Source organism: Streptomyces sp. NPDC111628 (assembly GCF_055635195.1).
Genome location: NZ_JBVKBZ010000008.1, coordinates 95,289 through 118,355, shown reverse-complemented (window position 1 = coordinate 118,355; position 23,067 = coordinate 95,289). Strand labels below are relative to the sequence as shown.

The window sequence follows — 23,067 nt, the reverse complement described above, 5'->3', positions numbered from 1 at the left end:
AAGATGAGCAAGACCCTGATCCGCGGTGCGAAGGTGCTCGGCGGCGAGCCGCAGGACGTCCTGATCGACGGCGCCGTCATCGAGGCGGTCGGCCCGAACCTGTCCGCCGAGGGCGCGGAGGTCGTCGAGGCGGACGGCAAGGTGCTGCTCCCGGGCCTGGTCGACCTGCACACCCACCTGCGCGAGCCCGGCCGCGAGGACTCCGAGACCGTCCTCACCGGCACCCGCGCGGCCGCGAGCGGCGGCTACACCAACGTCTTCGCCATGGCCAACACCTTCCCGGTCGCCGACACCGCCGGTGTCGTCGAGCAGGTCTGGCGGCTCGGCCAGGAGTCCGGCTACTGCGACGTGCAGCCCATCGGCGCCGTCACCGTCGGCCTTGAGGGCGCCAAGCTCGCCGAGCTGGGCGCCATGCACGAGTCCGCGGCCGGTGTCACGGTCTTCTCCGACGACGGCAAGTGCGTCCACGACGCCGTGATCATGCGCCGCGCCCTGGAGTACGTGAAGGCCTTCAACGGCGTCGTCGCCCAGCACGCCCAGGAGCCCCGGCTCACCGAGGGCGCCCAGATGAACGAGGGCGTCGTCTCCGCCGAGCTGGGCCTCGGCGGCTGGCCCGCCGTCGCCGAGGAGTCGGTCATCGCACGGGACGTGCTGCTCGCCGAGCACGTCGGCTCCCGCGTGCACATCTGCCACCTGTCGACCGCCGGGTCCGTCGAGATCGTCCGCTGGGCCAAGTCCCGCGGCATCGACGTCACCGCCGAGGTCACCCCGCACCACCTGCTCCTCACCGACGAGCTGGTCCGGTCGTACAACCCGGTCTACAAGGTCAACCCGCCGCTGCGCACGGAGCGCGACGTCATGGCGCTGCGCGAGGCGCTCGCCGACGGCACGATCGACATCGTCGCCACCGACCACGCCCCGCACCCGCACGAGGACAAGGACTGCGAGTGGGCCGCCGCCGCCATGGGGATGGTGGGCCTGGAGACCGCGCTGTCGGTGGTGCAGGAGACCATGGTGGACACGGGCCTGCTGGACTGGGCCGGCGTCGCCGACCGGATGTCCTTCAAGCCCGCCAAGATCGGACAGGCCACCGGACACGGCCGTCCCGTCTCGGCCGGTGAGCCCGCCAACCTCACCCTCGTCGATGCGGCATACCGTGGCCAGGTGGACCCCGCGGGCTTCGCCTCGCGCAGTCGCAACACCCCCTACGAGGGGCGCGAGCTGCCGGGCCGTGTGACGCACACGTGGCTGCGGGGCAAGGCCACGCTCGTCGACGGGAAGCTCACGTGACATCTGTAGCACCGGTAATCCTGCTGGCCGCCGAGAAGGAATCGGCGGAAGTGACCGACTGGGCCGCCCGGGTCGGCTGGGTCGTCGGCCTCGGCCTCTTCGTGGCGCTCGTCTACTGGCTGATGCGCGAGGGCTGGAAATGGCGCGGCACGCTCCAGGGCGACCTGCCCGAGCTGCCCGGCGCGCCGGACGACCCGGGCGCGGCGAAACTGGTGCTCAGCGGCCGCTACCACGGTTCCACCACCGCCGGTCAGTGGCTGGACCGCATCGTCGCGCACGGCCTGGGCACCCGCAGCCGGGTCGAGCTGACCCTGACCGACGCGGGGCTGGACGTCGTACGCCCCGGCGCGGCGGACTTCTTCGTCCCCGTCGCCGCGCTGCGCGAGGCCCGGCTCGACAAGGGCATCGCCGGCAAGGTCCTCACCGAGGGCGGCCTGCTGGTCGTCACCTGGGCGCACGGCGACAAGCTGATCGACTCCGGCTTCCGCTCCGACCACGCGGCCGAGCACAACGAGTGGGTCGAAAAACTGAACGACATGATCAACAAGACGGAAACGGAAGGCGCACGATGACGACCTCCAGCAGGGGAGCCCACCGGACTCCCGCCGTACTCGTCCTGGAGGACGGCCGGATCTTCCGAGGCCGTGCCTACGGGGCCGTGGGGGCCACCTTCGGCGAAGCCGTGTTCTCCACCGGCATGACCGGCTACCAGGAGACCCTCACCGACCCGTCGTACCACCGCCAGGTCGTCGTGATGACCGCCCCGCACGTCGGGAACACCGGGATCAACGACGAGGACATGGAGTCCAAGAAGATCTGGGTCTCCGGCTACGTCGTGCGCGACCCCGCGCGCGTGCCCTCCAACTGGCGCTCCACGCGCTCCCTCGACCAGGAACTGGCCGCCCAGGGCGTCGTCGGCATCTCCGGCATCGACACCCGGGCCCTCACCCGCCACCTGCGCGAGCGCGGCGCCATGCGGGTCGGCATCTTCTCCGGCCAGGCCCTGCCCGACGAGGGCACCATGCTCGCCGAGGTCCGCCAGGCCCCCGAGATGAGCGGCGCCGACCTCTCCGCCGAGGTCGCCACCACCGAGGCGTACGTCGTCCCGGCGATCGGTGAGAAGAAGTTCACCGTCGCGGCCGTCGACCTCGGCATCAAGGGCATGACCCCGCACCGCATGGCCGAGCGCGGCATCGAGGTGCACGTCCTGCCCGCCACGGCCACCGTCGACGACGTCTACGCCGTCCAGCCCGACGGCGTGTTCTTCTCCAACGGCCCCGGCGACCCGTCCACCGCCGACCACCCGGTCTCCGTGATGCAGGGCGTCCTGGAGCGCGGCACCCCGCTCTTCGGCATCTGCTTCGGCAACCAGATCCTGGGCCGCGCGCTCGGCTTCGGCACCTTCAAGCTGAAGTACGGCCACCGCGGCATCAACCAGCCCGTGCAGGACCGTACGACCGGCAAGGTCGAGGTCACCGCGCACAACCACGGCTTCGCCGTCGACGCCCCGCTCGACCAGGTCTCCGAGACCCCCTACGGCCGCGCCGAGGTCTCCCACGTCTGCCTCAACGACAACGTGGTGGAGGGGCTCCAGCTCCTCGACCGGCCGGCCTTCAGCGTCCAGTACCACCCCGAAGCGGCAGCCGGCCCGCACGACGCCGCCTACCTGTTCGACCGCTTCGTGAACCTCATGGAGGGCCAGCGTGCCTAAGCGCACCGATATCCAGTCCGTCCTGGTCATCGGCTCCGGCCCGATCGTCATCGGCCAGGCCGCCGAGTTCGACTACTCCGGCACCCAGGCGTGCCGCGTGCTCAAGGCCGAGGGCCTGCGCGTCGTCCTGGTCAACTCCAACCCGGCGACGATCATGACAGACCCGGAGATCGCCGACGCCACCTACGTCGAGCCGATCACCCCCGAGTTCGTCGAGAAGATCATCGCCAAGGAGCGCCCCGACGCGCTCCTGCCCACCCTCGGCGGCCAGACGGCCCTGAACACCGCGATCTCGCTGCACGGCAACGGCGTCCTGGAGAAGTACGGCGTCGAACTGATCGGCGCCAATGTGGAGGCCATCAACAAGGGCGAGGACCGCGACCTGTTCAAGGAGGTCGTCGAGGAGGTCCGCAAGAAGATCGGCCACGGCGAGTCCGCCCGGTCCTACATCTGCCACTCCATGGACGACGTCCTCAAGGGCGTCGACGCGCTCGGCGGCTACCCCGTGGTCGTCCGCCCCTCCTTCACCATGGGCGGCGCCGGCTCCGGCTTCGCCCACGACGAGGAGGAGCTGCGCCGCATCGCCGGGCAGGGCCTCACCCTCTCGCCGACCACCGAGGTGCTCCTGGAGGAGTCCATCCTCGGCTGGAAGGAGTACGAGCTGGAGCTGATGCGCGACAAGAACGACAACGTCGTGGTCGTCTGCTCCATCGAGAACTTCGACCCCATGGGCGTGCACACCGGCGACTCGATCACCGTGGCGCCCGCGATGACGCTGACCGACCGCGAGTACCAGACCCTGCGCGACGTCGGCATCGCGATCATCCGCGAGGTCGGCGTCGACACGGGCGGCTGCAACATCCAGTTCGCGGTGGACCCCGAGGACGGCCGCGTGATCGTCATCGAGATGAACCCGCGGGTGTCCCGCTCCTCGGCCCTCGCCTCCAAGGCGACCGGCTTCCCCATCGCCAAGATCGCCGCGAAGCTCGCCGTCGGCTACACGCTGGACGAGATCCCTAACGACATCACGCAGGAGACCCCGGCCTCCTTCGAGCCCACGCTCGACTACGTGGTCGTCAAGGCACCGCGGTTCGCCTTCGAGAAGTTCCCGAGCGCCGACTCCACCCTCACCACCACCATGAAGTCGGTCGGCGAGGCCATGGCCATCGGCCGCAACTTCACCGAGGCCTTCCAGAAGGCGCTGCGCTCGCTGGAGAAGAAGGGCAGCCAGTTCACCTTCGTCGGCGAGCCCGGCGACAAGCTGGAGCTGCTGCGCGAGGCCGTCCGGCCCACCGACGGCCGCATCAACGCCGTCATGCAGGCCATCCGCGCGGGCGCCACGCCCGAGGAGGTCTTCGAGCACACGAAGATCGACCCCTGGTTCGTCGACCAGCTCTTCCTGATCAAGGAGATCGCCGACGAGCTGGCCGCCGCGCCCGAGCTGACGAGTGACCTGCTCGCCGAGGCCAAGCGGCACGGCTTCTCCGACCAGCAGGTCGGCGAGATCCGCGGGCTGCGCGAGGACGTCGTCCGCGAGGTCCGGCACGCGCTCGGCATCCGCCCGGTCTACAAGACGGTCGACACCTGCGCCGCCGAGTTCGCCGCCAGGACGCCGTACTTCTACTCCTCCTACGACGAGGAGACCGAGGTCGCGCCGCGCGAGAAGCCGGCCGTCATCATCCTGGGCTCCGGCCCGAACCGCATCGGCCAGGGCATCGAGTTCGACTACTCCTGCGTCCACGCCTCCTTCGCGCTGTCGGACGCCGGGTACGAGACCGTGATGGTCAACTGCAACCCCGAGACCGTCTCCACCGACTACGACACCTCCGACCGGCTGTACTTCGAGCCGCTCACCCTGGAGGACGTCCTGGAGATCGTCCACGCGGAGCAGCAGGCCGGGCCGGTCGCGGGCGTGATCGTCCAGCTCGGCGGCCAGACTCCGCTGGGCCTGTCCCAGGCGCTCAAGGACAACGGCGTGCCGGTCGTCGGCACCTCGCCCGAGGCCATCCACGCCGCCGAGGACCGCGGCGCCTTCGGCCAGGTCCTCGCGCAGGCCGGGCTCCCGGCCCCCAAGCACGGCACCGCCACCACCTTCGCCGGGGCCAAGGCCATCGCCGACGAGATCGGCTACCCGGTCCTCGTACGGCCCTCCTACGTCCTCGGCGGACGCGGCATGGAGATCGTCTACGACGAGACCCGCCTGGAGGCGTACATCGCCGAGTCGACCGAGATCAGCCCGTCCCGGCCGGTCCTGGTCGACCGCTTCCTGGACGACGCGATCGAGATCGACGTCGACGCCCTGTACGACGGCGAGGAGCTGTACCTCGGCGGCGTCATGGAGCACATCGAGGAGGCCGGCATCCACTCCGGCGACTCGGCGTGCGCCCTGCCCCCGATCACGCTCGGCGGCTTCGACATCAAGCGGCTGCGCGCCTCCACCGAGGGCATCGCCAAGGGCGTCGGCGTGCGCGGCCTGATCAACATCCAGTTCGCGCTGGCCGGGGACATCCTCTACGTCCTGGAGGCCAACCCGCGCGCCTCGCGCACCGTGCCCTTCACCTCGAAGGCGACCGCGGTGCCGCTGGCCAAGGCAGCCGCCCGCATCTCGCTGGGCGCCACCATCGCCGAGCTGCGCGCCGAGGGCCTGCTCCCGGCGAACGGCGACGGCGGCACCCTGCCGCTGGACGCGCCGATCTCCGTCAAGGAGGCCGTGATGCCGTGGTCCCGCTTCCGGGACATCCACGGCCGCGGCGTCGACACGGTGCTCGGCCCGGAGATGCGCTCCACCGGCGAGGTCATGGGCATCGACTCCGTCTTCGGCACGGCGTACGCCAAGTCGCAGGCGGGCGCGTACGGGCCGCTGCCGACCAAGGGCCGCGCCTTCATCTCGGTCGCCAACCGAGACAAGCGCTCGATGATCTTCCCGGCCCGCGAGCTGGTCGCCCACGGCTTCGAGCTGATGGCCACCTCCGGCACCGCCGAGGTCCTCAAGCGCAACGGCATCAACGCCACGGTCGTGCGCAAGCAGTCGGAGGGCACCGGCCCGAACGGTGAGAAGACCATCGTCCAGCTGATCCACGACGGCGAGGTCGACCTCATCGTCAACACCCCGTACGGCACCGGCGGCCGCCTCGACGGCTACGACATCCGCACGGCGGCCGTGGCCCGCTCCGTGCCCTGCCTGACGACGGTCCAGGCACTGGCGGCGGCGGTGCAGGGCATCGACGCCCTCAACCACGGCGACGTGGGAGTGCGCTCACTCCAGGAACACGCCGGGTTCCTGATCGCGGCCCGCGACTAGCACCCCGAGGGGGACACCGGAAACGGTGTCCCCCTCTTCATGAGCCCCCAGAGCAGCACAGAGCAGCACAGAGCCCAGAGCATCACAGAGGCTTCACGAGGACACATGTACAAGATCTTCTTCAAGCTCGTCTTCTCCCGCATGGACCCGGAGCGGGCGCACCACCTCGCCTTCCGCTGGATCCGCCTGGCCGTCCGCGTCCCCGTCCTGCGCACCTTCGTCGCCGCCGCGCTCGCGCCCCGGTACGAGGAACTGCGCACCGAGGCCCTGGGCCTGCGCATGCACGGCCCCTTCGGGCTCGCCGCGGGCTTCGACAAGAACGCGGTCGCGATCGACGGCATGGCGATGCTGGGCTTCGACCACGTCGAGATCGGCACGGTCACGGGGGAGCCGCAGCCCGGCAACCCCAAGAAGCGGCTGTTCCGGCTGGTGGGCGACCGGGCGCTGATCAACCGCATGGGCTTCAACAACGACGGTTCGCTGGCCGTCGCGGCCCGGCTGGCCTCCCGTACGCCCGTCCTCCGGACCGTCGTCGGCGTCAACATCGGCAAGACCAAGGTCGTCCCCGAGGAGGAGGCCGTCGGCGACTACGTGAAGTCCGCCGAACGGCTGGCCCCGCACGCCGACTACCTCGTCGTCAACGTCTCCTCGCCCAACACGCCCGGCCTGCGCAACCTCCAGGCCACCGAGGCGCTGCGCCCGCTGCTGAGCGCGGTCCGCGAGGCCGCCGACCGCGCGGTGACCGTCCGGCGTGTGCCGCTGCTGGTCAAGATCGCGCCGGACCTCGCCGACGAGGACGTGGACGCGGTCGCCGACCTGGCCGTGGAGCTGGGCCTGGACGGCATCATCGCCACCAACACCACCATCGCGCGCGAGGGACTCGGCCTGACCTCCTCGCCCGCCCTGGTCGCGGAGACCGGCGGTCTGTCCGGCGCCCCCCTCAAGGCGCGCTCCCTGGAGGTGCTGCGGCGCCTCTACGCGCGCGTGGGCGACCGGATCACCCTGGTCGGCGTCGGCGGCGTGGAGACGGCCGAGGACGCCTGGGAGCGCATCCTGGCCGGCGCCACGCTGGTCCAGGGCTACAGCGCGTTCATCTACCAGGGCCCCTTCTGGGGCCGTGCGATCCACAAGGGGCTCGCCGCGCGCCTGCGGCAGAGCCCGTACGCCACCCTCGCCGACGCGGTCGGCGCCGACGTAAGGAAGCACGCATGACGGTGATGGAACCCTTCGGTGCCCGGCTGCGCCGCGCGATGGACGAGCGCGGTCCCCTGTGCGTCGGCATCGACCCGCACGCCTCCCTGCTCGCCGAGTGGGGCCTGAACGACGACGTGGCCGGGCTTGAGCGCTTCAGCCGCACCGTCGTGGAGGCGGTGGCCGACCGGGTCGCCGTCCTCAAGCCGCAGAGCGCCTTCTTCGAGCGCTTCGGCTCGCGCGGCGTCGCGGTCCTGGAGACGTCGGTCCAGGAGGCGCGGGCGGCCGGTGCGCTGGTCGTCATGGACGCCAAGCGCGGCGACATCGGCTCGACCATGACCGCGTACGCCGAGTCCTTCCTGCGCAAGGACGCCCCGCTGTTCTCGGACGCGCTGACCGTGTCCCCGTACCTCGGCTACGGCTCGCTGAAGCCGGCCGTAGACCTTGCGCGCGAGAGCGGCGCGGGCCTGTTCGTGCTGGCGCTGACCTCCAACCCGGAGGGCGGCGAGGTCCAGCACGCGGTCCGGGGCGACGGGCGCAGCGTCGGGGCGACGATGCTGGCGCACCTGGCCGCCGAGAACGCGGGGGAGGAGCCGCTGGGCTCCTTCGGCGCGGTGGTCGGTGCCACGCTCGGCGACCTGTCCTCGTACGACCTGGGCATCAACGGTCCGCTGCTGGCGCCGGGCATCGGAGCCCAGGGGGCCACGCCCGCGGACCTGCCGCGCGTGTTCGGCGCGGCGGTGCGCAACGTGGTGCCGAACGTCAGCCGGGGTGTCCTTCGTCACGGACCCGACGTGGCCGCGTTGCGGACGGCCGCCGACCGCTTCGCGGTGGAGATCCGGACCGCGGTCACGGCGTCCTGACCCTGGATACATCCTCAAATCAGAGGGAGTATGTCCTAAATGTCCGGCCTGGCGCAGGCTGACCAGGACTTTTCCGCTGTTCTCGCTGACTCTGGCGGACTTGACCGCTAGTCTCCGTCGAGAGTCAACGGGCGAGCGTGTTGCTCGTGGCTCACCAGGTGAGGGGCGACTAGGTTCCTCACCGGTCCGTATCCGACAGTTCGACATCCGAGGTGACGTAGGCGTGGCTCTTCCGCCCCTTACCCCTGAACAGCGCGCAGCCGCGCTCGAAAAGGCCGCCGCGGCTCGCCGGGAGCGGGCCGAGGTCAAGAATCGACTCAAGCACTCCGGCGCCTCCCTCCACGAGGTCATCAAGCAGGGTCAGGAGAACGACGTCATCGGCAAGATGAAGGTCTCCGCCCTCCTCGAGTCCCTGCCGGGCGTGGGCAAAGTCCGCGCCAAGCAGATCATGGAGCGACTGGGCATCTCCGAGAGCCGCCGCGTGCGCGGTCTCGGGTCCAACCAGATCGCGTCCCTGGAGCGCGAGTTCGGCAGCACCGGCAGCTGAGTCCGGACCACTCCGGGATTGCTGGAATAATCGCTGCATGGCTGCAACACCCCGGGGGACGTCCCCCGTACCCCCGGACGCACGTCCGCGGCTGACCGTGCTCTCCGGCCCCTCGGGGGTCGGCAAGAGCACGGTCGTCGCCCATATGCGCAAGGAACACCCCGAGGTATGGCTGTCGGTCTCGGCGACGACCCGCAGGCCCCGCCCCGGCGAGCAGCACGGTGTCCACTACTTCTTCGTCAGCGACGAGGAGATGGACAAGCTGATCGCCAACGGCGAGCTGCTGGAGTGGGCCGAGTTCGCCGGCAACCGCTACGGCACGCCGCGCACGGCCGTGCTGGAGCGCCTGGAGGCCGGTGAGCCGGTCCTCCTGGAGATCGACCTCCAGGGAGCGCGGCAGGTCCGCGACTCCATGCCCGAGGCCCGGCTGGTCTTTCTGGCCCCGCCCTCCTGGGACGAGCTGGTGCGCAGACTCACCGGCCGGGGCACCGAACCGCCCGAGGTGATCGAGCGCCGTCTCGCCGCGGCCAAGGTCGAGCTGGCGGCCGAGCCGGAGTTCGACCAGACCCTGGTGAACACCTCCGTCGAGGACGTGGCGCGCGAGCTGCTAGCCTTGACGAACGTCGTGTGATCGCCACTGGTCACCCCGTGGTCATCCCGACCGAATCTTTCCCATCCATCGGAAGGTAGAGCGTGTCCTCTTCCATCTCCGCGCCCGAGGGCATCATCAACCCGCCGATCGACGAGCTCCTCGAGGCCACGGACTCGAAGTACAGCCTCGTGATCTACGCGGCCAAGCGGGCCCGCCAGATCAACGCGTACTACTCGCAGCTCGGCGAGGGCCTCCTCGAGTACGTCGGTCCGCTCGTCGACACCCACGTCCACGAGAAGCCGCTCTCGATCGCCCTGCGCGAGATCAACGCGGGGCTGCTGACCTCCGAGGCCATCGAGGGTCCGGCGCAGTAACACCGGCGACATCGGCGGTAGTATCTTCAGCCTTACGCTGACTTATCCACAGGCCCGGCAGCCCGACTGTCGGGCCTGTGGTGTGTGATGGGTCGTACACGCAGCCCGAGCGCGTAGTCCGAGCGGCGCGTGGTCCGAGCGCGTTATCCGAGCCGGGGAGAGACGGTGGACAAGCCCAAGGTCGTTCTGGGGGTCAGCGGCGGCATCGCCGCGTACAAGGCCTGTGAGCTGCTGCGCAGACTCACCGAGTCCGGACACGAGGTCCGGGTCGTCCCCACCGCCTCCGCGCTGCACTTCGTCGGCGCCGCCACCTGGTCCGCCCTGTCCGGCAACCCCGTGTCGACCGAGGTCTGGGACGACGTCCACGAGGTCCCGCACGTGCGCATCGGCCAGCACGCCGACCTGGTAGTCGTCGCCCCGGCCACCGCCGACATGCTCGCCAAGGCCGCCCACGGACTGGCCGACGACCTGCTCACCAACACCCTGCTCACCGCCCGCTGCCCGGTCGTCTTCGCGCCCGCGATGCACACCGAGATGTGGGAGCACCCGGCCACCCAGGAGAACGTGGCGACGCTGCGCCGCCGCGGCGCCGTAGTGATCGAGCCCGCCGTCGGCCGCCTCACCGGCGTCGACACCGGCAAGGGCCGGCTGCCCGACCCGGGCGAGATCTTCGAGGTCTGCCGCCGGGTGCTCGCCCGCGGTGTGCGCGAGCCCGACCTCGCCGGACGGCACATCGTGGTCAGCGCGGGCGGCACCCGGGAGCCCCTCGACCCGGTCCGCTTCCTCGGCAACCGCTCCTCCGGCAAGCAGGGCTACGCCCTCGCCCGCACCGCGGCCGCCCGCGGTGCCCGCGTCACGCTCGTCGCGGCGAACGCCTCGATGCCGGACCCGGCCGGCGTGGACGTGGTGCCGGTCGGCACGGCGGTGGAGCTGCGCGAGGCGATGCTGCGCGCCGCGGCCGACGCCGACGCCGTCGTCATGGCCGCGGCGGTGGCGGACTTCCGGCCCGCGACGTACGCCGCCGGGAAGATCAAGAAGAAGGACGACCAGGAACCCGCACCGATCACCCTGGTGCGTAATCCGGACATCCTCGCGGAGATCTCCACGACCCGGGTCCGCTCCGGACAGGTGGTCGTCGGCTTCGCCGCCGAGACCGACGACGTCCTGGCCAACGGCCGGGCCAAGCTGAAACGCAAGGGCTGCGACCTCTTGGTGGTGAACGAGGTGGGGGAGCGCAAGACCTTCGGCTCCGAGGAGAACGAGGCGGTGGTCCTGGGCGCCGACGGCAGCGAGACACCGGTCGCCCACGGCCCCAAGGAAGCCCTGGCCGACACGGTCTGGGACCTCGTCGCCCGGCGGTTGGAATGAATGACCCGTTTGCTCGAAGGAGCCCGGAGACGGCGCAGAAGACGACGCATTCGAGCGTGGCGCCCCTGGCCAAGGACGCTTCCTTCTGGGCAGAATGCCCGTGCCGCAGGTCACAGCCCTCCCGAGAGCTGAGACAGGTGGGCCCGCGGCAGAGCGCGACCGATAAACTGTTCTCGGACGTCGCCGGGTGCAGCTCCCCGTGCCGTCCACCAATGATCAGCCAGCAGCCGCTGCAACCCCAGGGAGCGTTGTGTCCCGTCGCCTGTTCACCTCGGAGTCCGTGACCGAAGGTCACCCCGACAAGATCGCTGACCAGATCAGCGACACGATTCTCGACGCGCTCCTGCGCGCGGACCCGACCTCCCGGGTCGCCGTCGAAACCCTGATCACCACCGGTCTGGTGCATGTGGCCGGCGAGGTCACCACCAAGGCCTACGCGGACATCGCCAACCTGGTCCGCGGCAAGATCCTGGAGATCGGCTACGACTCCTCCAAGAAGGGCTTCGACGGCGCCTCCTGCGGCGTCTCGGTCTCCATCGGCGCGCAGTCCCCGGACATCGCGCAGGGTGTCGACACGGCGTACGAGAACCGCGTCGAGGGCGATGAGGACGAGCTGGACCGGCAGGGTGCCGGCGACCAGGGGCTGATGTTCGGCTACGCGTCGGACGAGACGCCGACGCTGATGCCGCTGCCGGTGTTCCTGGCGCACCGCCTGTCCAAGCGTCTGTCGGAGGTCCGCAAGAACGGCACGATCCCGTACCTGCGTCCGGACGGCAAGACCCAGGTCACCATCGAGTACGACGGTGACAAGGCGGTCCGTCTGGACACGGTCGTCGTCTCCTCCCAGCACGCGAGTGACATCGATCTGGAGTCGCTGCTGGCTCCGGACATCAAGGAGTTCGTCGTCGAGCCGGAGCTGAAGGCGCTCCTGGAGGACGGCATCAAGATCGACACGGAGAACTACCGTCTCCTGGTCAACCCGACCGGCCGCTTCGAGATCGGCGGTCCGATGGGTGACGCCGGTCTGACCGGCCGCAAGATCATCATCGACACCTATGGCGGCATGGCCCGGCACGGCGGTGGCGCCTTCTCCGGCAAGGACCCGTCGAAGGTGGACCGCTCCGCGGCGTACGCGATGCGCTGGGTCGCCAAGAACGTCGTGGCCGCGGGGCTCGCCGCGCGCTGCGAGGTCCAGGTCGCCTACGCCATCGGCAAGGCCGAGCCGGTGGGGCTGTTCGTGGAGACCTTCGGTACCGCCAAGGTCGACACCGAGAAGATCGAGAAGGCGATCGACGAGGTCTTCGACCTGCGTCCGGCCGCCATCATCCGCGATCTCGACCTGCTGCGCCCGATCTACGCCCAGACCGCGGCGTACGGTCACTTCGGCCGTGAGCTGCCCGACTTCACGTGGGAGCGCACCGACCGCGTGGACGCGCTGCGCGAGGCCGCGGGCCTGTAAGGATCCGGGGCGCACCGCGCCCCACGGCAGGTGACGAGGCCCGGTGCTCCCCGAGGGGACGCCGGGCCTCGCCACGTGTTCCGGCCCCGGCCGTGTTGTCAGTGGCCTTTGCGAGAATGCAGGCGTGAGCAGCGAGAACGGACCGGAGCAGGGCGGCGCGCAGGACACGCCGCCCGAGCAGCTCGCGCTCATCCGGGAGACGGTGCGCAGGACGGCGGCCCCGAGGGCCAAGCCGCGCACCTGGCGCGGGGCCGCGCTCGCCAAGGAGCTGCCGGTCGCCAGGGTCCTCGTCGACAAGGGCGTGCTGCACCTCGACCGGTACTTCGACTACGCCGTACCCGAGGAGCTGGATGCCGAGGCCCAGCCGGGGGTGCGGGTGCGGGTGCGGTTCGGCGCCGGACGGCACCGGGTGCGGGACGGGCGGCGCGAGGGCGGCGGGCTCATCGACGGCTACCTGGTCGAGCGGCTGGCGGAGTCCGACTACGCGGGGCCGCTGGCCGCGCTGGCCCAGGTCGTCTCGCCGGAGCGGATCCTCGACGAAGAGCTGCTCGGCGTCGTCCGGGCGGTCGCGGACCGGTACGCGGGCAGCGTCGCCGACGTCCTCCAGCTCGCCGTACCACCGCGCAACGCGCGCGCCGAGAAGCGGGCCTCGCCGCAGCCGCTGCCCGCACCGCCGGTCCCCGAGCCGGGGTCGTGGGCGCGGTACGAGCGGGGGGCCGCGTTCGTGGCCGCCCTCGCGTCCGGCGGCGCGCCCCGGGCGGTGTGGAACGCGCTGCCCGGGGCGCAGTGGACGGACGAGCTGGCGCGGGCCGTGGCGGCGACGCTGGCCTCCGGCCGGGGCGCCCTCGTGGTCCTGCCGGACGGGCGGGCGGTCGCCCGCGCCGACGCCGCGCTCACCGCGCTCCTGGGCGAGGGACGGCACGCGGTGCTCACCGCCGACGCCGGTCCCGAGAAGCGGTACGCGCAGTGGCTCGCGGTGCGCCGAGGAGCCGTACGGGCCGTGATCGGGACCCGGGCCGCCATGTTCGCGCCGGTCCGGGACCTCGGTCTGGTCGCCCTGTGGGACGACGGCGACGACAGCCACAGCGAGCCGCACGCCCCGCAGCCGCACGCCCGCGAGGTACTGCTGCTGCGCGCCGCCCAGGACCGGTGCGCCTTCCTGCTGGGCGGCTGGAGCTGCACCGTGGAGGCGGCCCAGCTCGTGGAGACCGGCTGGGCCCGGCCGCTGATCGCCGCGCGGGAGCAGGTGCGGGCCGCCGTGCCGCTGGTGCGGACCGTGGGGGACCAGGACCTGGCCCGGGACGAGGCCGCGCGTGCCGCGCGGCTGCCCACCCTGGCCTGGCAGGCCGTCCGGGACGGGCTGCGGCACGGCCCGGTACTCGTGCAGGTGCCCCGGCGGGGCTACGTACCCCGGATGGCCTGCGCGGCGTGCCGGACGCCTGCGCGGTGCCGGCACTGTTCGGGACCCTTGGAGGGGCAGGAGTCCGGATCCGCCCTGCGGTGCGGCTGGTGCGGGCGCGAGGAGAACGCCTGGCACTGCCCGGAGTGCGGGGCGTTCCGGCTGCGGGCGCAGATCGTGGGCGCCCGGCGCACCGCGGAGGAGCTGGGGCGGGCCTTCCCGGCCGTGCCCGTGCGCACCTCCGGGCGGGAGCACGTGCTGGACACCGTGTCCGAGACCCCGGCGCTGGTGGTGAGCACCCCGGGGGCCGAGCCGGTGGCGGAGGGCGGTTACGCGGCGGCGCTGCTGCTCGACGGCTGGGCGATGCTCGGCCGCCCCGATCTGCGTGCCGGAGAGGACGCGCTGCGGCGCTGGCTGGCCGCCGCCGCCCTGGTGCGCCCGCAGAGCGCCGGGGGCACCGTGGTCGCGGTCGCCGAGCCGACGCTGCGGCCGGTGCAGGCGCTGGTGCGCTGGGACCCGGTCGGACACGCGCTGCGAGAGCTGGCGGAACGGGCCGAGCTGGGCTTCCCGCCGGTGTCGCGGATGGCGGCCGTGGCGGGGCCGCCGGAGGCCGTGACGGGCTTCCTCGACGCGGTCGAACTGCCCAGCGAGGCGGAGGTGCTCGGCCCGGTGCCCCTGCCGGTCACGCCGGCCGGGCGGCCGCGGCGGGTGGGAGGGCCGCCGCCCGGAGAGCACTGGGAACGTGCGCTGGTCCGGGTCCCGCCGGGGCGCGGGGCGGCGCTGGCCGGTGCGCTGAAGGCCGCTCAGGCGGCACGGACGGCCCGGGGGAGCGAAACGGCGGTGTGGGTGCGGATCGATCCGCCCGACATCGGGTGAGGCACGCAATCGGATGCGGCGCGGACACGCCGCGGCCCCGCCGTTCCGGGAGGGCGGGGCCGGTGCAGGTCAGCCGTTGCGCGGGCCGGGGAAGGCGGTCGGGCGGACCTCGTCGCGCAGGGACGGGCTGCCGGACGTCGGCTGGGTCGGCATGGAGCGGGCCGCCGGGACCGTGGGCACCGGGGGGAGGCCCGAGCCCACGTTGACCGGGCGCGTACCCGTCGGCTCCTGGGGGTGCTCGGTGGCCTCGGCGGCGGACACCGTCGGGGCGGCGGGGCGGCGGGAGCCGTAGCGCCGGTGCACCGCCTGCTTGGTGACGCCGAGGGCGGAGCCCACCGCGTCCCACGAGAAGCCGAGCGAACGGTCGAAGTCGACGGCGGCCGTGACCAGGGTCTCGACGCTGTCCCGCAGCTCCTGGGCGAGACGGACGGTCGGGGCGGGGGCACGTCCGTAGACGACGAAGCCCGTGGAGGGGCCGGAGCGGCGCGGGCGGTAGACGTTGCCCAACTGGGCGGTGAGGGTGCGCAGTGCGTCCACCTGCCGGCGGACCCGCTCGATGTCCCGCACCAGCAAGTGCAGGCTGGCCCGAGCCTGGGCGTCGTGGGTTGCGTGGTCGGCCATGAACAAGCCTCTCGAACCGGCGTTGAAAGGAATCGGGCCGCGCGGGCGGCCCGGTGTGTCAACTCTTTCTTGACCAACGTGTGGGTGCGGGGTTGGTCACGGGGTGGGGGCGTGGGGGTTTGTTCGTGCGCCCCCTCGGCCTTCGGCCTCGAGGGGTCTCCCACCCGCGCACCACACGTTCGCCGTCGGTCGAGAGGTGAGCGTGTGCCGTCGTGGTGCCGCGCCGTCGGCGGCTTTCCCTCGTTCGACGGCTCGTAGACTGGGGCGTCGCCCGCCAACGTTCCCGCCCGAGAGGCCCGTCCCACCCATGAAGCTCGTCTTCGCCGGTACCCCCGAGGTCGCCGTTCCCGCCCTGGACGCCCTGATCGCCTCCGGGCGGCACGAGGTGGCCGCCGTCGTCACGCGGCCCGACGCTCCGGCCGGGCGGGGGCGCCGGCTGGTCGCCTCTCCCGTGGCCGAGCGGGCGGAGGAGGCCGGCATCGAGGTGCTCAAGCCCGCGAAGCCGCGCGACCCCGACTTCCTGGAGCGGCTGCGCGAGATCGCGCCCGACTGCTGCCCCGTCGTCGCCTACGGCGCCCTGCTGCCGCGCGTCGCCCTGGACGTGCCCGCCCGCGGCTGGGTCAACCTGCACTTCTCGCTGCTGCCCGCCTGGCGCGGCGCCGCCCCCGTGCAGCACGCGCTGATGGCGGGCGACGAGATCACCGGCGCGTCCACCTTCCTGATCGAGGAGGGCCTGGACTCCGGCCCCGTCTACGGGACGGTCACCGAGACCGTCCGCCCCACCGACACCAGCGGCGACCTGCTGACCAGGCTGGCCTTCGCCGGTGCAGGGCTGCTCGCGGCCACCATGGACGGCATCGAGGACGGCAGACTGGAGGCCGTACCGCAGCCCGGCGAGGGCGTCACCCTGGCCCCGAAGATCACCGTCGAGGACGCGCGGGTCGACTGGACCGCCCCGGCGCTGCGCGTGGACCGGGTGGTGCGCGGCTGCACCCCGGCCCCCGGTGCCTGGACCACCTTCCGGGGCGAGCGGCTCAAGCTCGTGCAGGCCGTTCCCCTGCCCGACCGGAGCGACCTCGCGCCGGGGCAGCTCGCCGCCGGGAAGAACAACGTGTACGTCGGCACCGGGTCGCACGCCGTCGAGCTGCTGTGGGTGCAGGCCCAGGGCAAGAAGCCGATGCGGGCCGCGGACTGGGCGCGCGGGGCGCGGATCACCGAGGGCGAGCTGGTCGGCGACTGACCCGCGCCGCAGCGTCTCCGCTTCACCGTTCACCTGCCCGGCGTACGCTGGTGAGCGCACTTCACCCCACACCCGGAGCACCTTTTCGTGAGCGAGCAGCCTCGTCGTCCCCGCACATCCGGCAAGCCGTACCGCAGGCCCCAGAAGGACCCCGTCCGCATGCTCGCCTTCGAGGCGCTCAGGGCCGTGGACGAGCGGGACGCGTACGCCAACCTCGTCCTGCCGCCCCTGCTGCGCAAGGCGCGGGAGAAGGAGGGCCCCGAAAAGTTCGACGCCCGGGACGCGGCCCTCGCGACCGAGCTGGTGTACGGGACGCTGCGGCGGCAGGGGACCTACGACGCGATCATCGCGGACTGCGTGGACCGGCCGCTGCGCGAGGTCGACCCGCCGGTGCTCGACGTCCTCAGCCTGGGCGTGCACCAGCTGCTGGGGACGCGCATCCCGAGCCACGCCGCCGTCTCCGCCTCCGTGGAGCTGGCGCGGGTCGTGCTCGGGGACGGACGGGCCAAGTTCGTCAACGCCGTGCTGCGCAAGGTCGCCCGGGACGACCTGGACGGCTGGCTGGAGCGGGTCGCCCCGCCCTACGACGAGGACCCCGAGGACCACCTGGCCGTCGTGCACTCGCACCCTCGCTGGGTCGTCTCGGCGCTGTGGGACTCGCTGGGCGGCGGCCGGGCGGGCATCGAGGAACTGCTGGCCGCCGACAACGAACGTCCCGAGGTGACCCTCGTCGCGCGGCCGGGCCGCGCCACCCGCGAGGAACTGCTCGGCGAGGAGGCCGCCGTACCGGGGCGCTGGTCGCCGTACGCGGTGCGACTGAGCGAGGGCGGCGAACCCGGGGCCGTCGAGGCGGTACGGGAGGGCCGCGCCGGGGTGCAGGACGAGGGCAGTCAGCTGGTCGCCCTGGCCCTCGCCAACGCCCCCCTGGACGGCCCGGACCGGCGTTGGCTGGACGGGTGCGCGGGCCCCGGCGGCAAGGCCGCGCTGCTCGGTGCGCTGGCCGCCGAGCGGGGTGCCTTCCTGCTGGCCTCCGAGAAGCAGCCGCACCGCGCCGGGCTCGTGGCCAGGGCCCTGGACGGAAATCCCGGCCCGTACCAGGTGATCGCCGCCGACGGGACCCGCCCGGCGTGGCGGCCCGGGAGCTTCGACCGCGTCCTGGTCGACGTCCCCTGCACGGGCCTGGGCGCCCTGCGGCGCCGCCCCGAGGCGCGCTGGCGACGCCGCCCCGAGGACCTGGACGGCTTCGCCCCGCTCCAGCGCGGGCTGCTGCGCAGCGCCCTGGAGGCCGTACGCGTCGGGGGTGTCGTCGCCTACGCGACCTGCTCGCCGCATCTCGCCGAGACCCGCGCCGTCGTCACGGACGTCCTGAAGCAGCACCCGGGCACCGAGCTGCTCGACGCCCGGCCGCTGCTGCCCGGCGTGCCCGGCCTGGGCGAGGGGCCCGACGTCCAGCTGTGGCCGCATGTGCACGGTACGGACGCCATGTACCTGGCGCTCGTGCGCCGGACCTCGTGAACGAGGTCGTCGGCCGGACCTCGTGAACGACACCCCCTAGCCTCTGCGCACCTTCACCCGCTCCCCGCCCGACAGCTCCGGTTTCAGGTCCACCTGGACCTGATGGGTGGTCTGATGGTCGACCGAGCCGCCCAGTTCGGCCGTCACCACGCCGATCCGGACGCCGCCCCGGCCGCTGCCCGCGCGGTGGACCTGCACGGTGAAGGTCAGGCTCACGTTCTCCACGGCGAAACCGAGGTCCCGGCCCTCCGCGTCGGCGCGGGCCTCCTCCAGTTCGCCCCGGATCCGGCCGATCACCTCGGCCAGTCCCACGAAACCCGGTTCGTTCGTCAATTCGCCTCCGTACAAAGCCCGTTCACTCTTGTCGCAGCAGTATGCGACAGGAGCAGACGCCCGTATAGTTCGCATATGGCTGCTGGCGGGGGAGGCCCGGCCGTCTCGCCGATGACGACGCCGAGCTGGGCGGTGCGGATCCGGGGAGCGGACGGGGAGATCGCGGGAGCCGGCATTCTGCTGACTCCGCAATGGGTGCTCACCTGCGCCCATGTGGTGGACCGGACGGCGGACGCGATGACCGCGGAGTTCGTCGGCGCGGTCGGCCACGGCGTGCCCGCGGTCCCCGCCAGGCTGGAGCGCGACGCCTACGTGCCGGAGACGCTGGACGCCGACGGCGACCCGAGCGGCGACGTGGCGCTGCTGCGGCTGGAGCGGCCCCGCCCCGTCGAGGAAACGGTTCGGCTGCACCGGCTGTCCGCACCCAACCGTGAGGTGCGGATGTACGGCTTCCCGTACGAGCACAACGGCGGCATCTGGTTCCGCGCCACCGCCGTCGGGGTCTGCGGACGCGACGGACAGGTGCAGCTGATCCCGGCCAGCCCCGGTGAGCTGGCCAGCCCGGGGTGCAGCGGTGCGGGCGTCGCCGACAGCGACACCGGCGAGGTCATCGGCATGGTGCTCAGTGGTCAGGAGGACCGGCACGGCAACCGGTTCTCCTTCATGAGTCCGGTCGAGACCATCGTGCGCCACCTGCCCCGGCTCGACGACGTCACCACGGGTCCCAGTGCCGTCGACCCCCAACTGCGGTCCACCGCCGACGACATACTGCCGGAGCTGCTCGACCGGCCGTTCGCCCAGCGCCTCGCCGCCTGGCTGCGCGACGACGGCAGCCAGGTGAAGATCAGCGTCGTCCGGCACGGCGACGCGGCGCGCGAGGCCACCCTGCGCCGCGCCATCACCCTCGCTGACCGCGAGTTGCGCACACCGGTCTCCGTCGACCGGGCCTCCCTCGACCCGCCGGGCACCGTTCCGTCGGCCGGCGGTCACGACCTCGCCGTCCACGCGCGGGGGCGGACCTCGGCCGGTATCGCCGAGCGGATCGCCGAACGCCTGGGACTGGCGCGGCACCCGGAGGAAGCCCCGCTCGAGCGCATCCGGGCCGGGAGGGCCATCCTCAACCTGGTCGTCGTCGGAGTCGACGAGGCGGTCGATCCGCTCGGCGTGCTGGACCTGCTGGACGTGCTGCGTGCCGACGGCAGCCGCCTGCTGCTCGTCCTGCGCACGGCCGGGGACTGCCACCGTCGTGCCCGCGAGCAACTGATCACCGGGCCCGCGCGGGGGCGGCGTGCCCGGCTCGTCGAGCGGCTGAAGGAGATCACCGGTCCGCTCGCCGAGGACCTGCGCGAACGCCTCGCCGCCGTGGTGCCGCAGGGCATGCGTCCCCTCGACTCCGACCTGGTGGCCGCACACGCCGCCCTCGCCGACCTGCTCCGCGCGGCGGGCGCAAGGGACGACGACGGGGAGGGCCCTGCGGAAGCGGACCCTGGACCCGGCCCGGACCTCGCGCGGTACGAGCGGCTGGCCGACCGGGTCGGGGGCCGGCTGACGGCCGGTGTCGCGGCACTCGACCGGCTCCGCGACCGGCGCGACGAACTCGCCGGGCGCCTGCGGAGCTACCAGGTCCTGCACCAGCACTCCCTTCAGGGCGAGGAGGACCCGGCGGTGGACGGCCTCTACCTCCGGGCCCACACCCTGCTCCGGGCAAGGCCCTGCGACATACGCGCGGCGGAAGCGGCGGTGGACGCCTACACCCGGCGCGTCGACGGCCACGTCGGAGACGACGGACCGGGCACGCGGGACGGCTACGGCCCCCGGGACAGGTACGGGGACGGCCACGGGGCCGGGGACGGGCACCCCGCCCCGGACGGCCGCCCCGCCGGGGACGGTTACGGCGGTGGGGACAGTCACGGAGCCCAGTACGGCCACGGAGACGGCCACGGCGGAGGGGATGCGCCATGACACCGAGAACGTCCCGGCACGACCCACGGCCGCACGGCGAGCCCTCGGCATGAGCGGGAGAGCCTGTGCCAGAGCCGACTGCCGGGGCGGCCACATCATGGTCACCGGGTTCTGCGACACCTGCTTCCGCCGGCCCCCCGTACCCGAGCCCTCCGCCACCCGGCCCGACCCCGGCCCCGACCCGGCCGGACCCGACACACCGGCCCAGCCCGCGCAGAGCCCAGGAGCCCCGACCGCCGGAGAGCTGGACCGCGACGGGCTGCTGGTCCTGCCCCACCTGTCCTCCCCGGATCCCTCCGAGGCCGCCGACACCGTCGCCCGGCCCCCCACCGGCGGCCGGCGCTGCGGCGTCGACAACTGCGCCGGCACCATCGGGGTCTCCTACGACGGCGGCCCCGCGCCCGACCACGGGTTCTGCCCGGAGTGCGGGACGGAGTACTCGTTCCGGCCGAAGCTGCGCCCCGGAGACCGGGTCGGCGGGCACTACGCGGTGCTCGGCTACCTCGCCGTCGGCGGCCACGGCTGGGTCTACCTCGCCGAGGACACCCGGGTGCCCGGCCTGCACGTCGTCCTCAAGGGCCTGATCAACACCGGCGACGCCGTGGCCCGCCGGGCGGCCGTCGAGGAGCGCCGCTCGCTGACCACGCTGCACCACCGTGACATCGTCCGCATCGTCACCCACGTCCAGCACCAGGTACCCGGCGACGCCGAACCGACCGGCTACATCGTGATGGAGTACGTCGGCGGCCGGTCCCTGTCCTGGATCCGCTTCGCCCCGGAAGAGGACCTGGCGCGGCTGTTCGGCGCCGGCGGCTTCGAGTTCGGGCACGTCATCACGTACGGCTGCAAGATCCTCGGCGCCCTGGAGTACCTGCACGACCGGGGCCTGCTCTACTGCGACATGAAGCCCGAGAACGTCATCCACTACGGCCGGGAGATCAAGGTCATCGACCTGGGCGCCATCCGCCGGACCGACGACCGCTCCTCCGGGCTCGTCCACACCCACGGCTACGCCCCGCCTAAGCGCGAACGCGACCGGCGCGGACTCGACGTCGACAGCGACCTGTACACCGTCGGCCGGACCCTCAAGGTGCTCGCCGAACGCGCCACCCGGCCCGCCGGACTGGCCGCCCGCTCCTTCGAGGCGCTGATCCGCCGCGCCACCCACCCCGAGCCCGCCGCCCGGTTCCGTTCCGCGGCCGAGATGTCCCGCCAGCTGTGGGAGGTGCTGCGCGAGGACCAGGCCCTCGGCGGGCACGACCCGTATCCCGAGCGCTCCACCCGGTTCGAGCCGACCGCGGCGGTCTTCGGCGCCGCCCTCGGCACCGTCCCGGCGCTCCAGTGGTGGACGCGACGCCCCGGGACCGGGACACCGGAGCTGCCGGCCGGCGCCCCCGAACCCCGGGCGGCGGCCCGCGCCCTGCCGGTCCCCCTCCCCGACGCCTCGGACCCGGCGGCCGTCCTGCTCGGAGGGCTCGCCGCGGACACCCCCGACCGCATCGCCGAACGGGCGGCGGGCGACCCGGCGCTGCGGACCGTGGAGACGGCGCTGTGGCTGTGCCGCGCCTATCTGGACGCCGGGGACGCCGCACGGTCCGAGGAGTGGGTGGCCCGCGCCAAGGGGTGGAGCGGCGACTACGACTGGCGGATCTTCTGGCACCGGGGACTGGTCCACCTGACGCGCGGCGCGGTGGACAAGGCGGAGGACGAGTTCGCCGCCACCTACGCGGCCCTGCCCGGCGAGGCGGCGCCCAAGCTGGCGCTCGGCTTCTGCGCCGAGTACCTCGCGGAGCGGCCCCGCGAGTCCGCGGCGGGAGGGGCCGGACCGGCCGACGCACAGGCGGCCGCGCGGACGCGGGCCCGTTGGGCGCAGGCCGAGGAGTTCTACGAGGCCGTCCTGCGGCGCGACCCCACCCAGGGCAGCGCCGCCTTCGGACTCGCCCGGGTCCGGCTGCGCCGCGCCGGACGCCGCCCGGCCGTCGACGTCCTGGACGGCGTGCCGACCACCTCCCGGCACTACGACGCCGCCCGCGTCGCGGCGGTGCGGATCCTGACCGGCAGGCTGCCGGACCGGCCCGCCCCGCTCGCCGCCGAACTGCGCGAGGCCGCCGAACGGCTGGCGGGGCTGCACCTGGACGGCAGTGGGTCCTGGGACCGGCTGGTGACCGAACTGCGCGAGCACGCGCTCGTCTGCCGCCCGCCCGGCGGCTGGGGGAGCGGCTTCCCCGCCGGCGAGCTGTTCGGCCCACAGGACACCGAGGAGGCGCTGCGCAGGCTGCTGTCCGGGTCGCTCAGGCGCCTCGCCGACCAGGCGGGCAGCGTCGGCGAGCGCGGCGACCTGCTGGACACGGCGTACGCGGTGCTCCCGGCACCGGCCGGGCTGCGCGAGCTGGTGCGGGGGTGGCGGCGTACGGCGTGAGCACGT

The 23,067-nt window shown here is 72.9% G+C and carries 18 protein-coding genes; 16 read left to right on the top strand and 2 right to left on the bottom strand.

Annotated features, from left to right (window positions below):
* Nucleotides 1–3 precede the first annotated feature (3 nt).
* From ACZ7MF_RS36200 to ACZ7MF_RS36145, 12 genes are all read left to right on the top strand, one after another.
* Nucleotides 4–1,290: a dihydroorotase gene (locus tag ACZ7MF_RS36200; protein WP_356868845.1), complete on the top strand. Its 1,287-nt coding sequence runs from the start codon at nt 4–6 to the stop codon at nt 1,288–1,290.
* Nucleotides 1,287–1,862: a PH-like domain-containing protein gene (locus ACZ7MF_RS36195; protein WP_471482428.1), complete on the top strand. Its 576-nt coding sequence runs from the start codon at nt 1,287–1,289 to the stop codon at nt 1,860–1,862. The genes ACZ7MF_RS36200 and ACZ7MF_RS36195 overlap by 4 nt, the downstream gene beginning before the upstream one ends.
* Complete coding sequence (gene carA / locus ACZ7MF_RS36190) at nt 1,859–3,001, top strand: glutamine-hydrolyzing carbamoyl-phosphate synthase small subunit (protein WP_471482427.1); 1,143 nt, start codon at nt 1,859–1,861, stop codon at nt 2,999–3,001. Before ACZ7MF_RS36195 ends, carA begins: the two co-directional genes overlap by 4 nt.
* Nucleotides 2,994–6,302, top strand: a complete 3,309-nt coding sequence (gene carB, locus ACZ7MF_RS36185) for a carbamoyl-phosphate synthase large subunit (protein WP_471482426.1) — start codon at nt 2,994–2,996, stop codon at nt 6,300–6,302. Before carA ends, carB begins: the two co-directional genes overlap by 8 nt.
* A 105-nt stretch (nt 6,303–6,407) precedes the next feature.
* Nucleotides 6,408–7,514, top strand: coding sequence for a quinone-dependent dihydroorotate dehydrogenase (locus ACZ7MF_RS36180; RefSeq protein WP_471482425.1), 1,107 nt, complete (start codon nt 6,408–6,410; stop codon nt 7,512–7,514).
* Nucleotides 7,511–8,356 carry an orotidine-5'-phosphate decarboxylase gene (gene pyrF, locus ACZ7MF_RS36175; RefSeq protein ID WP_471482424.1) on the top strand — a complete coding sequence of 282 codons (846 nt, stop codon included), beginning with the start codon at nt 7,511–7,513 and terminating at the stop codon, nt 8,354–8,356. Before ACZ7MF_RS36180 ends, pyrF begins: the two co-directional genes overlap by 4 nt.
* Before the next feature lie 223 nt (nt 8,357–8,579).
* Nucleotides 8,580–8,903 carry an integration host factor gene (locus ACZ7MF_RS36170; protein WP_003977346.1) on the top strand — a complete coding sequence of 108 codons (324 nt, stop codon included), beginning with the start codon at nt 8,580–8,582 and terminating at the stop codon, nt 8,901–8,903.
* A gap of 37 nt (nt 8,904–8,940) precedes the next feature.
* The gene (gene gmk, locus ACZ7MF_RS36165; protein ID WP_471482423.1) at nt 8,941–9,534 is read left to right on the top strand and encodes a guanylate kinase; all 594 of its coding nucleotides are present in this window, start codon (nt 8,941–8,943) and stop codon (nt 9,532–9,534) included.
* A gap of 62 nt (nt 9,535–9,596) precedes the next feature.
* Nucleotides 9,597–9,869 (top strand): DNA-directed RNA polymerase subunit omega, encoded by a 273-nt coding sequence (gene rpoZ / locus ACZ7MF_RS36160; protein ID WP_003977348.1) that lies wholly within the window; start codon nt 9,597–9,599, stop codon nt 9,867–9,869.
* Between the two features lie 165 nt (nt 9,870–10,034).
* The gene (gene coaBC, locus ACZ7MF_RS36155) at nt 10,035–11,237 is read left to right on the top strand and encodes a bifunctional phosphopantothenoylcysteine decarboxylase/phosphopantothenate--cysteine ligase CoaBC (protein WP_471482422.1); all 1,203 of its coding nucleotides are present in this window, start codon (nt 10,035–10,037) and stop codon (nt 11,235–11,237) included.
* A 250-nt stretch (nt 11,238–11,487) separates the two neighbouring features.
* Entirely contained in the window at nt 11,488–12,696 is a 1,209-nt protein-coding gene (gene metK, locus ACZ7MF_RS36150) for a methionine adenosyltransferase (RefSeq protein WP_471482421.1), read from the top strand.
* 124 nt (nt 12,697–12,820) lie between these two features.
* Nucleotides 12,821–14,971, top strand: a complete 2,151-nt coding sequence (locus ACZ7MF_RS36145) for a primosomal protein N' (protein ID WP_471482420.1) — start codon at nt 12,821–12,823, stop codon at nt 14,969–14,971.
* Between the two features lie 69 nt (nt 14,972–15,040).
* Here the strand turns inward: ACZ7MF_RS36145 and ACZ7MF_RS36140 are convergent, their stop codons facing one another.
* Nucleotides 15,041–15,592, bottom strand: coding sequence for a hypothetical protein (locus ACZ7MF_RS36140; RefSeq protein ID WP_471482419.1), 552 nt, complete (start codon nt 15,590–15,592; stop codon nt 15,041–15,043).
* Nucleotides 15,593–15,899: 307 nt separating this feature from the next.
* On the opposite strand from ACZ7MF_RS36140, the gene fmt reads away from it, so the two are divergent.
* Together fmt and ACZ7MF_RS36130 are read left to right on the top strand one after the other, a co-directional pair.
* The gene (fmt, locus tag ACZ7MF_RS36135; protein ID WP_471482418.1) at nt 15,900–16,832 is read left to right on the top strand and encodes a methionyl-tRNA formyltransferase; all 933 of its coding nucleotides are present in this window, start codon (nt 15,900–15,902) and stop codon (nt 16,830–16,832) included.
* Between the two features lie 87 nt (nt 16,833–16,919).
* Nucleotides 16,920–18,347, top strand: a complete 1,428-nt coding sequence (locus tag ACZ7MF_RS36130; RefSeq protein ID WP_471482417.1) for an RsmB/NOP family class I SAM-dependent RNA methyltransferase — start codon at nt 16,920–16,922, stop codon at nt 18,345–18,347.
* A 36-nt stretch (nt 18,348–18,383) separates the two neighbouring features.
* Here the strand turns inward: ACZ7MF_RS36130 and ACZ7MF_RS36125 are convergent, their stop codons facing one another.
* Entirely contained in the window at nt 18,384–18,680 is a 297-nt protein-coding gene (locus ACZ7MF_RS36125; RefSeq protein WP_471482416.1) for a trypco2 family protein, read from the bottom strand.
* Between the two features lie 75 nt (nt 18,681–18,755).
* Here ACZ7MF_RS36125 and ACZ7MF_RS36120 point away from each other — a divergent pair, with 75 nt between their 5' ends.
* Nucleotides 18,756–20,642 (top strand): trypsin-like serine peptidase, encoded by a 1,887-nt coding sequence (locus ACZ7MF_RS36120; RefSeq protein ID WP_471482415.1) that lies wholly within the window; start codon nt 18,756–18,758, stop codon nt 20,640–20,642.
* A complete protein-coding gene (locus tag ACZ7MF_RS36115; RefSeq protein WP_471482414.1) occupies nt 20,578–23,061 on the top strand; it encodes a tetratricopeptide repeat protein in 2,484 nt (827 codons plus the stop codon). The genes ACZ7MF_RS36120 and ACZ7MF_RS36115 overlap by 65 nt, the downstream gene beginning before the upstream one ends.
* Nucleotides 23,062–23,067: the final 6 nt, after the last annotated feature.